The sequence below is a fragment of the Demequina maris genome, assembly GCF_000971155.1.
GTDB lineage: Bacteria > Actinomycetota > Actinomycetes > Actinomycetales > Demequinaceae > Demequina > Demequina maris.
Window position 1 is genome coordinate 334,312 of sequence record NZ_BBLX01000002.1, and the last position, 11,459, is coordinate 345,770.

Here is an 11,459-nt window from a genome sequence, read left to right on the forward strand (position 1 = left end):
ATGAGCGGCTACGCAGTAGTGAATCCGGCCACGGGCGAGCGCCTGGCGGACTACCCGACCATGAGCGACGCGGAGGTCCAGGATGCGCTTGCCCTGGCCGACGGCGCCTACCGGGGGTGGTCGCGGACCTCGACGGTGCAGGAGCGCGCCGCGCTGGTGCGCCGTGTCGCCGAGCTCCACCGCGAGCGTCGCGACGAGCTCGCCGCGATCATCGTGCGCGAGATGGGCAAGCCGCTCGAGGCCGCGCTCGGCGAGGTCGACTTCGCCGCTGACATCACCGAGTTCTACGCGGACAACGCGGAGAAGGTCACGGGCGACACCCCGATCGACATCCTCGGCGAGGGCACCGCGGTGATCCGCCGCAGCCCGCTGGGCGCGCTGCTCGGCATCATGCCGTGGAACTTCCCCTACTACCAGGTGGCACGCTTCGCGGCGCCGAACATCGTGGTGGGCAACACCATCGTCCTCAAGCACGCGCCGCAGTGCCCCGAGTCGGCCGCGGCGATCGAGCAGATCTACCGCGACGCGGGCTTCCCCGAGGGCGTCTACGTCAACGTCTACGCCTCGAACGAGCAGGCCGCGGACATGATCGCGGACCGCCGCATCGCCGGCGTCTCCGTGACCGGCTCCGAGCGTGCCGGCTCCGCCGTCGCCTCGCTCGCCGGCTACCACCTCAAGAAGGTGGCGCTCGAGCTGGGCGGCTCGGACCCGTTCATCGTGCTGTCGACGGACGACATGGACGCCGTGGTCGAGGGCGCCGTCGAGGCCCGCATGGACAACACCGGCCAGTCCTGCAACGCCCCCAAGCGCTTCATCGTCATCGACTCGCTCTACGACGAGTTCCTCGAGAAGTTCACCGCCGCGATGACCGCGTGCACCGTGGGCGACCCGTTCGCCGAGGACACCGTGCTGGGCCCGCTGTCGTCGCTCGCGGCGGCCGAGCGCCTCGAGGCGCAGGTCAACGCCGCCGTCGAGCAGGGCGCGATCCTGCACGCGGGCGGCAAGCGCGACGGCGCCTTCTACTACCCGACGGTCCTCACCGGCGTCACGTCCGACATGGACGTGTACCGCGAGGAGCTGTTCGGCCCGGCGGCCGCGGTCTACAAGGTGGCGAGCGAGGAGGAGGCCATCGCCCTCGCGAACGACACCGCGTACGGCCTCGGCTCGTACGTCTACACGACCGACCCGGCGCAGGCCGAGCGCGTCGCCGACGCGATCGAGGCCGGCATGGTCTACGTCAACTGCGTGCTCGCGGACAGCCCCGAGCTTCCGTTCGGCGGGGTGAAGCGATCCGGCACCTCGCGCGAGATGGGTCTGCTCGCGGCGGACGAGTTCGTCAACAAGAAGCTCATCCGCGTCATCTGACCCGCCACGCCCGGCGCGCCCCCGAGACGTCTCTCCTCGGGCGCGCGCCGGGCGTCGTCGCGTTCGGACGTCTCCGCGCCCACGCCGAGCCACATACCCCCTGGGGTATAGTGTCCCGCATGAACCGACGCATCGTCCGTGGCGCCCTCGCCGGCGCCCTGCTCGCCCTCGTCCCCGCGATCTCCGCCTGCTCGACCGGCGTGGACGCACCCGCCGCCGAGGCCGCCGAGACCGTCGCCTTCGACGGCTCGCACGTCTCCGCCGCCTCGTTCGCCGTCGCCGCCGCGGAGGACGGCGTCACGATCGTCGACGTCCGCACGCCCGCCGAGTACGCCGAGGGCCACCTGCCCGGCGCCGTCAACATCGACGTGTCCGCCGCCGACTTCCAGACCCAGGTGGCGGCGCTCGACCCCGAGGCCGACTACGCCGTCTACTGCCGCTCGGGCAACCGCTCGCGCGCCGCGATCGACGTCATGACCGGCGAGGGCGTCGAGAACACGGTGGGCCTCGAGGGCGGCATCGGCGCCTGGACGGGCGACGTCGTCACCGACTGACCCGGGGGCTCACCCCTCGGCAGCCAGCAGCTCGCCCCGCGCGACCGCCACCGCGGTCCGCCAGCCCAGTCCCAGCACGAGCAGCGTCGCCACGGCGAGCGCCGCGACCCCGACCCAGGCCGCGAAGGCCGTCGCGCCGCTCTCGTGCGCCGCGAGCAGCGCCGAGGCCGACGCGGCGAGAGGGAACGTGTACGCCCACGCGCTCACCGCGAACGGCACCTTGCGCAGGTAGCCCGCCTGCGCGGTGAGGAGCGCGAGCTGGAAGATGACCACGCCGAGCAGCATCATCGCCAGCGGGTCGTCCCACGAGCCGCCCAGCCGCACCCACGACAGCGACGCGACCGCGGGCGGGGCCACGAGGACCGCGAGCGTGGGGGCGAGACGCCACGGCATCACGCCCTCCACGAACAGGCGGTTGAGCACCACAGGCAGCAGGCCCAGCCAGAACACGGCGCCGACGCCGTAGAAGTACCAGCTGATCTCCGCGGGCGCGTGCGCGACCCCGGCCAGCGGCGCCACGAGGTTGCCGACGACGGGGATGAACCACGCGGGGTGGACGTGCACGGACTGCACGCGCGCGTCCGCGATCCACGTGCGCATCACCAGCACCGTGATGACGAACTGCAGGGCAGCGCCGGGCCACCAGAGGATCGCGGACAGGGTCTCGGAGATCGGCAGGAACGCGATCGCCAGCACCATCATCGACACGGGGAGCGTCGCGACGAACGCCGCCTTCACGGGATGCGACCACTCCGCCACCGCGGCCCGCGGGTGGCGCGCGACCTTCGCCCCGTAGGCGACGACGGCCGCGGCGAGCACCGCGAGGCCGATCCACGCGAGCGCCTCGTCGACCGGCAGCGCGAGCCCGAAGGCCTCCCCGGCGCGGAACCACGCGACGGCGGTGCCGCCGATGCCCATCACCATGGCGAACACGCCCACGGGCAGGTGGGCGAGGCTGGGTGCGGGAGCGGGCGGCGGCGCGGACGATGCGGCGGTGGGCTCGGCGGTCATGGCTGCCTCCTCGGCGTCGACGGATACCCCGTGGCGTATGGCTTCAGTCTGGCACCGGGGTGCCGGGGGGCAGCCGGGGCCTATGGTCCCGGACTTTCGCGTCCCGCGCGCGGGACGCGGGCCCGGCGTGTCGCCCCGCGTGTCGCGATCGCGCGCGGAGCGGGTCGCCGGGGCGCCAGGCAAGCGTCCCCGGTGGCATTTCCGGGACCCGCGCACCGCCGCATCGTCCCCTATGCAGGTGTCAAATATACCTGATGGGCATACCCCGCGGGGTATAAAATGCCTGGTATTGGGCCCATAGTCCCCGGGACCTCTGCCCCGCGAGATCCCGGCGGCACGCGCCTACCGTGAGGGTCATGGGGATCGAGGCCCGGAGGGGGCCGGCACCCAAGTAAGAGGAGCCAGATCAAATGACCACCACTGCCCCGGAGAGCGCGGCCGCCACCGACGTGGCCGCTTCCATCGACGCGCTGGTCGCGAACGCGCAGGAGGCGCTCGACGCTTACTCCGTGTTCACGCAGGACGACGTCAACCTCCTGGTGAAGAAGGCCTCCGTGGCCGCCCTGAACCAGCACGGCGAGCTCGCCGTGCTCGCGGTCCAGGAGACCGGCCGCGGCGTGTTCGAGGACAAGGCCGTCAAGAACATCTTCGCGTGCGAGCACGTCACCCACTCGATGGGCCCGATGAAGACCGTCGGCATCATCCACGAGGACCCGATCAAGGGCATCACCGAGATCGCGGAGCCCGTCGGCGTCGTCGCCGGCGTGACCCCGGTCACCAACCCGACCTCGACCGCGATCTTCAAGTCGCTCATCGCGCTGAAGACCCGCAACCCGATCATCTTCGCGTTCCACCCGAGCGCGCAGCAGTCGTCGGTCGCCGCCGCCAAGATCGTCCGCGACGCGGCCATCGCCGCCGGCGCCCCCGAGCACTGCATCCAGTGGGTCGAGACCCCGTCGCTCGAGGCCACCAACCTGCTGATGAACCACGACGGCGTCGCGCTCATCCTCGCCACCGGCGGCAACGCCATGGTGAAGGCGGCGTACAGCTGCGGCAAGCCGGCCCTCGGCGTCGGCGCGGGCAACGTCCCCGCCTACGTCCACAAGTCGGCCGTGCTCGAGCGCTCGATCAACGACCTCGTGATCTCGAAGGCCTTCGACAACGGCATGGTGTGCGCCTCCGAGCAGGCCGTCATCCTCGACGAGGAGATCTACGACAAGGCGCTGTCGCTGTTCGACCGCCTCCACGCGTACAAGGTCACCCCGGCCGAGAAGGAGATGCTCGAGGAGTTCATCTTCGGCGTCACCGCCTCGGGCCAGAACTGCGCCGGCGCGAAGCTCAACCCGAACGTGGTGGGCAAGTCGCCGCAGTGGATCGCCGAGCAGGCCGGCTTCTCGGTCCCCGAGGAGACCTCGATCATCCTCGCCGAGGTCTCGACCGTCGGCGAGAGCGAGCCGCTCACCCGCGAGAAGCTGTGCCCCGTCCTCGCCGTCCTCAAGGCGGACTCCACCGAGCAGGGCCTCGACTACGCCGAGCGCATGGTCGAGTTCCACGGCCTCGGCCACTCGGCCGCGATCCACGCGACCGACGACGCCCTGATCAAGGACTTCGGCAAGCGCGTCAAGGCGATCCGCGTCATCGTGAACTCGCCCTCGAGCCACGGCGGCATCGGCGACATCTACAACGCCTTCATGCCCTCGCTGACCCTGGGCTGCGGCTCCTACGGCCACAACTCGGTGTCGAACAACGTCACCGCGGTGAACCTGATCAACGTCAAGCGCATCGGCCGGAGGAACAACAACATGCAGTGGTTCAAGGTGCCGGCGAAGACCTACTTCGAGCCGAACGCGATCCAGTACCTGCACGACATGAACGGCGTCAACCGCGTCACCATCGTCACCGACGCGACCATGACCCGCATCGGCATCGTGGACAAGGTCCTGGACGTCCTCAACCGCCGCGAGAACCCCGTCTCCGTCCAGATCATCGACAACGTCGAGCCCGAGCCGAGCGTCGCGACCGTCCGCAAGGGCGCCGAGACCCTCCGCGCGTTCAAGCCCGACACGATCATCGCGGTCGGCGGCGGCTCGCCGATGGACGCCGCGAAGGTCATGTGGCTGCTCTACGAGCACCCGCAGATCGACTTCGCGGACCTCAAGGAGAAGTTCTTCGACGTCCGCAAGCGCGCCTTCCAGTTCCCGAAGCTGGGCGAGCTCGCCAAGCTGGTCTGCATCCCGACCACGTCGGGCACCGGCTCCGAGGTGACGCCGTTCGCCGTGATCTCCGACCCGGAGAGCGGCCGCAAGTACCCGCTCGCGGACTACGCGCTCACGCCGACCGTCGCGATCGTGGACCCGGTCCTCACCGCGAACCTCCCGTCGCGCGTCGCCGCGGACTCCGGTCTCGACGCCCTGACCCACGCCACCGAGGCCTTCGTCTCGGTCTACGCGAACGACTACACCGACGGCCTGTGCCTCCAGGCCATCAAGATGGTCTTCGAGTACCTGCCCCAGTCGGTGCAGGAGGGCGGCCAGGCCGTCAAGGCCCGCGAGAAGATGCACAACGCCGCGACCATCGCGGGCATGGCCTTCGCCAACGCCTTCCTCGGCCTGGTGCACGCCATGTCGCATGTGACCGGCTCGACCTTCCACATCGCGCACGGCCGCACCAACTCGGTGTACCTGCCCCACGTGATCCGCTACAACGGCAAGGTTCCCACCAAGCCCGCGTCGTGGCCCAAGGCCGAGTCCTACGTCGCGCCGGAGCGCTACCAGGAGATCGCGAAGCACCTCGGTCTCCCGGCCTCGACCCCCGAGGAGGGCGTCGAGTCCTACGCGAAGGCCGTCGAGGACCTGCGCACGGCGTGCGGCGTCGAGCGCTCGTTCAAGGAGCTCGGTGTGGACGAGGCGGAGTTCATGGCCTCGCTCGACACCCTCGCGATGAACGCCTACGCGGACCAGTGCGCACCGGCCAACCCGCGCCTCCCGATCCTCGAGGACATGAAGGTGATGATGGAGGCCGCGTACTACGGCATCACCTGGGACGAGGTGAAGGCGAACCGCAAGGCCGAGGCCATCGTCGCCGACGCGAAGAAGGCCCCCGCGAAGAAGGCCGCCGCGAAGAAGGGCTGACACCAGCTGGCTCCTGGGGCTGATCGCCCCGGAAGTCCCTCCCTCAGGGCCCCGGCACCGATCTGGTGCCGGGGCCCTGTGCCGTCCCCCGGCGGGACGATGCGGCGGTCCGGCCACCCTCCCGGGTTTGCCATGATGGGGGCCATGAACCCGCGCATCGTCCGCACCGCCGTCTCCGCCGCCGTGCTCGCCGTCCTGCTCTCGGGCTGCGGCGACGCCGACCCGCGCGAGGCGATCGCGTCCGCGACCGCCGGCGTCAACGGCGCGATCGAGAAGGCCAACGAGCTCAAGGACGAGGCCGAGAAGCGCGCCGACGAGATCCAGGAGCAGGCCGAGGACGCCAAGCAGAAGGTCGACGACGCGAAGCAGTCGGTCGAGGACGCGGTGGGCTCCGCGAAGGACGCGCTCGACGCCGTCACCGGCGAGTAGGCCGCCCGCGGGCGAGGTCCCGCACTCGCGCCACTAGACTTGACGCTCGTGGCCACCGACTTCGCGACCGAGATCCAGGAGCTCCGCTCGACCTTCTCCCAGATCGAGGCGGTGACGGACCCCACCAAGCTCAAGGCGCGCATCGCCGAGCTCGAGGAGCAGGCCGCCGCGCCCGACCTCTGGGACGACCAGGAGAACGCGCAGGCCGTCACCAGCCAGCTGAGCCAGGCCAACGCCGAGCTCGAGCGCGTGGCGCGCATGGGCTCGCGCATCAACGACCTCGAGGTGCTGGTCGAGCTCGGCACCGAGGGCGAGGACGAGGACACCCTCGCCGAGGCCGAGGCCGACCTCGCGGGCATCAAGAAGGACCTCGCGGCGCTCGAGATCCGCACCCTGATGACGGGGGAGTGGGACGAGCGCAACGCCGTCGTCACGATCCGCTCGGGTGCGGGCGGCGACGACGCCACCGACTTCGCCGAGATGCTGCTGCGCATGTACCTGCGCTGGGCCGAGCGCCACGGCTACCAGACCAAGGTGCTCGACACCTCGTACGCGGAGGGCGCCGGCATCAAGTCCGCGACCTTCGAGCTCAACGCGCCGTACGCCTTCGGCACGCTGTCGGTCGAGGCGGGCACGCACCGCCTCGCGCGCATCAGCCCGTTCGGCTCGGCGGACAAGCGCCAGACCTCGTTCGCGGCGGTCGAGGTGATCCCGCAGATCGAGTCGACCGACCACATCGAGGTCCCCGAGTCGGAGATCAAGGTGGACGTGTTCCGCTCGTCCGGCCCCGGCGGCCAGTCGGTCAACACCACCGACTCCGCGGTGCGCCTCACCCACCTGCCCACCGGCATCGTCGTGTCGATGCAGGACGAGAAGTCGCAGATCCAGAACCGCGCCGCCGCCATGCGCGTCCTGCAGTCGCGCCTGCTGCTCCTCAAGAAGGAGGAGGAGGCCGCCCAGAAGAAGGAGCTCGCCGGCGACATCAAGGCGAGCTGGGGCGACCAGATGCGCTCGTACTTCCTCTACGGCCAGCAGCTCGTCAAGGACCTGCGCACCGGCTACGAGGTCGGCAACCCGCAGATCGTCTTCGACGGCGACCTCGACGGCTTCATCGACGCCGGCATCCGCTGGCGCCGCTCCGAGCAGAACGCCGACTGACCCCGGGCGCCTCTCCACACAGGCGCGCCCGAATCACGCCGCTTCCAGGCACGTTCCCGTTCACATCGGGGGGTTCGTGTGGAGCAGCGCCTCACCCGTGTGGAGAGGCGCACGGGACGATGCGGCAGGTGGTTGGCGTTTTGCGAACCTTTGGCGTGTGACGTACCGGACACGCCCGGAGCGGCGCGCCTCCCCGGGGGCCCCCGCAGGCGTTCCTACGATGCAGACGTGGTGCGGGTCCAACCCCTCGCGCCCGCGCACATCATGATTCGACTCGACAACGCCACCAAGGTCTATAAGCGGGGCGCCCGTCCCGCGCTCGACTCCGTCTCCGTGGAGATCGAGCGCGGCGACTTCGTGTTCCTCGTGGGCTCGTCCGGCTCGGGCAAGTCGACGTTCCTCAAGCTCATCCTGCGCGAGGAGCGCCCCACCGGGGGCGACGTGTACGTCGCGGGCCGCCACCTCAACAAGCTCTCCGCGTGGCGCGTGCCGCACCTGCGCCGCGAGATCGGCGCGGTCTTCCAGGACTTCCGCCTGCTGCCGAACAAGACCGTCTACCAGAACGTCGCGTTCGCGCTCCAGGTGATCGGCAAGAGCCGCCACCACATCCAGTCCACGGTGCCCGAGATGCTCGAGCTCGTCGGCCTGTCGGGCAAGGAGAAGCGCTTCCCGCACGAGCTGTCCGGCGGCGAGCAGCAGCGCGTCGCGATCGCGCGCGCCTTCGTCAACCACCCGCCGATCCTGCTGTGCGACGAGCCCACCGGAAACCTCGACCCGGGCACGTCGGTGGGCATCATGCGCCTGCTCGACCGCATCAACCGCACCGGCACCACGGTGCTCATGGCCACGCACGACGACGAGATCGTCGACCAGATGCGCAAGCGCGTCATCGAGCTGCGCGGCGGCCAGCTGGTCCGCGACCAGGACCGCGGCGTCTACGGGCTGGAGCGCGTATGAGGCTCCGGTTCATCCTCGGCGAGGTCGTCAACGGCCTGCGGCGCAACGGCACGATGGCGCTGTCCGTCGTGCTGGTCACGTTCGTGTCGCTCATGTTCGTGGGCGCCGCCGCGCTCACCCAGATGCAGATCGACCAGCTCAAGGACGACTGGTACGGCAAGGTCGAGATCTCGATCTTCCTGTGCCCCGAGAGCTCGCGCAACGAGCAGTGCGCCGAGGGTCCCGTGACGGTGGCCCAGGAGGACGCGATCCGGTCGGTCCTCGAGGACGGCGCGCTCAAGGACCTCGTCCAGGAGGTCTACTACGAGTCCCGCGAGCAGGCGTACGACAAGTTCGTCGCCAACGACGAGGACGGCATCTGGTCCTCGCTCACCGCGGAGCAGATGCAGCCCAGCTTCCGCGTCAAGCTCGCCGACCCCGAGCAGTACCAGGTGGTCGCCGACGCGACCGAGGGCCTGCCGGGCGTGGACGTCGTGCGCGACCAGCGCGAGATCTTCTCCGAGCTGTTCCGCTTCCTCAACGCCGCCACCGTGGTCGCCGCGGCGCTCGCGGCCGTCATGCTGCTGGCCGCGATGCTGCTCATCACCACCACCATCCGCCTGAGCGCGCTGAGCCGCCGCCGCGAGACCCAGATCATGCGCATGGTCGGCTCGTCGCGCTCGCTGATCCAGATGCCGTTCATGCTCGAGGGCGCGGTGGCCGCCACGGGCGGCGCGCTGCTCGCGGTCGCCGGCCTGTTCTTCGGCGTGCGCTACATGATCGACGACTGGCTGCGCAGCTCGGTGACCTGGGTCCAGTACATCGGCACGCAGGACGTGTGGTCGGTCGCGCCGTGGCTCCTTGTCATCGCCGTCGGCCTCGCCGCGATCGCCTCCCTCGTGACGCTCGGGAGGTACACGCGCGCATGATGGCCCGCCTCCGCCCGTCGTTCATCGCCGCCGTCGCGGTGTTCCTCGTCGCGCTCGCGACGGGCACCCTCGTGTCCGGCGCCGATGCGGTCGGCGGGTTCCAGACGGCGTCGAGCTACGACGACGACATCGACCGGGCGAAGGACAAGCAGTCCGACTACGAGGAGCAGCTCGACGACCTCGAGGCCGCCCTCGAGGACACGAGCGCCGCGATCGTCAAGGCGGCGCGACGCCTGCGCCAGACCGAGGCCAAGCTGCCCGCCGCGCAGGCCGAGCTCGACGAGGCCAAGGAGGCGGTCGCGCAGGCGATCGTCCAGCAGAAGCTCGTCGCCGACAAGCTCGCGGCCGCGCAGGCCCAGGACGAGGCGATCTCCGCGCAGATCGCCGCGGACGAGGACCGCATCGCCGAGCTCGAGGACATCGTCGCGGCGCTCGCCCGCGCGCAGTACCAGGGCGTGGGCGACGACGAGGCGCTCAGCCTCGTATTCGGCGCGAGCACGTCGCAGGAGTTCGTCGACAAGTTCGCGGAGGAGCACAACGCCTCCCGCGTGCAGTCCAACGCGCTCGCCGACGTCGAGGAGATCGCGGCCGTCAACCGCAACCGCGGCGCCCGCCAGGAGGCCGTCCGCGAGTACATCGTGGAGCTCAAGGCCGAGGCCGACGCGCTCGTGGTCAAGACCAAGAAGCTCCGCGAGAAGGCCGCCGAGAAGAAGGCGGCCCTCGACGCGCTCGTGAAGAAGCAGCAGGCGATCAAGGCCGAGCTCGAGGCGCAGAAGAAGCAGGAGCTCAAGCGCCAGAAGCAGATCGCCGCGAAGCAGGCGGCGGTCCGCGACGAGATCAAGAACCTCGTCAAGAAGAAGCTCGCCGAGGAGGAGGCCAAGCGCAAGGCCGCCGAGGAGGCCGCCCGCAAGGCCGCGCAGGCCAACGGCGGCTCGAGCTCGGGCGGCTCGAGCTCCAGCGCCGGCACCGGCAACGCGCTCGTCAAGGGCGTGCTCGCGTGGCCCGTGCCGAGCCACTACATCACCTCGAGCTACGGCATGCGCTTCCACCCGATCCTCCACTACTGGCGCCTCCACGCCGGCACGGACATGCGCGCCTACTGCGGCACGCCCGTGTACGCGGCACGCGAGGGACGCGTGCAGTGGGCGACCTACCGCCTGGGCCTGGGCAACTCGGTGCTGATCGACCACGGCTACGTGGGCGGCAAGTCGCTGATGTCGAGCTACAACCACCTCACGAGCTTCGCGGTCGGCTACGGCCAGTACGTCACCAGGGGCCAGCTCGTCGGCTACGCCGGCAACACCGGCACCTCCGCGGCGTGCCACCTCCACTTCGAGGTCTACGTCAACGGCAGCACCGTCGACCCGATGACCCTGGTGGGGTAGACGGGGCCGCTAGACTGGTGCGTCGCGCCCGGACCCGGGCGCATGGCCGGACACGCGCGAGGAGGTGAGCCATGGCCGAGAGCGGGATCAAGGTGGTGGCGACCAACCGCGCCGCGCGCCACGACTTCTTCATCGACGACGTGCTCGAGGCCGGCATCGTGCTGACCGGCACCGAGGTGAAGTCGCTGCGCCAGGGCCGCGCGGTCATCGGCGACGGCTACATCTACATCGACGGCGGCGAGGCCTGGGCGGAGAACATCCACATCCCGGAGTACTCGCAGGGCACCTGGACCAACCACGCGCCGCGCCGCAAGCGCAAGCTCCTGCTGCACGGGCACGAGATCGAGGACCTCCTGCAGCGCACGCGCGAGAAGGGGTACACGATCGTGCCCCTGCGCCTGTACTTCCTCGACGGCCGCGCCAAGCTCGAGATCGGCGTCGCGCGCGGCAAGAAGCAGCACGACAAGCGCCAGGCGCTGCGCGAGAAGCAGGACAAGCGCGAGGCCGAGCGCGCGTTCGGCACCCAGCGCGGCATCAACCGCTGACGCGGGGACGATGCGC

Annotated in this window: 10 protein-coding genes; 9 read left to right on the forward strand and 1 reads right to left on the reverse strand. The window is 70.3% G+C overall.

Going from position 1 to position 11,459, the window contains the following annotated elements:
• Both AOM02_RS03820 and AOM02_RS03825 read left to right on the forward strand, forming a co-directional pair.
• Entirely contained in the window at positions 1 to 1,365 is a 1,365-nt protein-coding gene (locus AOM02_RS03820; protein ID WP_062296815.1) for an NAD-dependent succinate-semialdehyde dehydrogenase, read from the forward strand.
• Between the two features lie 119 nt (positions 1,366 to 1,484).
• The gene (locus tag AOM02_RS03825; RefSeq protein WP_062296816.1) at positions 1,485 to 1,919 is read left to right on the forward strand and encodes a rhodanese-like domain-containing protein; all 435 of its coding nucleotides are present in this window, start codon (positions 1,485 to 1,487) and stop codon (positions 1,917 to 1,919) included.
• Between the two features lie 9 nt (positions 1,920 to 1,928).
• Here the strand turns inward: AOM02_RS03825 and AOM02_RS03830 are convergent, their stop codons facing one another.
• A complete protein-coding gene (locus AOM02_RS03830) occupies positions 1,929 to 2,930 on the reverse strand; it encodes an SLAC1 anion channel family protein (RefSeq protein WP_062296818.1) in 1,002 nt (333 codons plus the stop codon).
• Between the two features lie 410 nt (positions 2,931 to 3,340).
• Here AOM02_RS03830 and adhE point away from each other — a divergent pair, with 410 nt between their 5' ends.
• The 7 genes from adhE (at position 3,341) to smpB (ending at position 11,443) form a co-directional block, all read left to right on the forward strand.
• Positions 3,341 to 6,061, forward strand: a complete 2,721-nt coding sequence (adhE, locus tag AOM02_RS03835; protein ID WP_172657615.1) for a bifunctional acetaldehyde-CoA/alcohol dehydrogenase — start codon at positions 3,341 to 3,343, stop codon at positions 6,059 to 6,061.
• Positions 6,062 to 6,205: 144 nt separating this feature from the next.
• Positions 6,206 to 6,490 carry a hypothetical protein gene (locus AOM02_RS03840; protein WP_062296820.1) on the forward strand — a complete coding sequence of 95 codons (285 nt, stop codon included), beginning with the start codon at positions 6,206 to 6,208 and terminating at the stop codon, positions 6,488 to 6,490.
• A 48-nt stretch (positions 6,491 to 6,538) separates the two neighbouring features.
• Positions 6,539 to 7,648 (forward strand): peptide chain release factor 2, encoded by a 1,110-nt coding sequence (gene prfB, locus AOM02_RS03845; protein ID WP_062296917.1) that lies wholly within the window; start codon positions 6,539 to 6,541, stop codon positions 7,646 to 7,648.
• 264 nt (positions 7,649 to 7,912) lie between these two features.
• A complete protein-coding gene (gene ftsE, locus AOM02_RS03850) occupies positions 7,913 to 8,605 on the forward strand; it encodes a cell division ATP-binding protein FtsE (protein ID WP_062296920.1) in 693 nt (230 codons plus the stop codon).
• Positions 8,602 to 9,513, forward strand: a complete 912-nt coding sequence (gene ftsX, locus AOM02_RS03855; protein WP_062296822.1) for a permease-like cell division protein FtsX — start codon at positions 8,602 to 8,604, stop codon at positions 9,511 to 9,513. Before ftsE ends, ftsX begins: the two co-directional genes overlap by 4 nt.
• A complete protein-coding gene (locus tag AOM02_RS03860; RefSeq protein WP_169746590.1) occupies positions 9,510 to 10,898 on the forward strand; it encodes a M23 family metallopeptidase in 1,389 nt (462 codons plus the stop codon). Before ftsX ends, AOM02_RS03860 begins: the two co-directional genes overlap by 4 nt.
• Positions 10,899 to 10,969: 71 nt before the next feature.
• Positions 10,970 to 11,443, forward strand: a complete 474-nt coding sequence (gene smpB / locus AOM02_RS03865) for an SsrA-binding protein SmpB (RefSeq protein WP_062296827.1) — start codon at positions 10,970 to 10,972, stop codon at positions 11,441 to 11,443.
• The last annotated feature ends 16 nt before the right edge of the window (positions 11,444 to 11,459 follow it).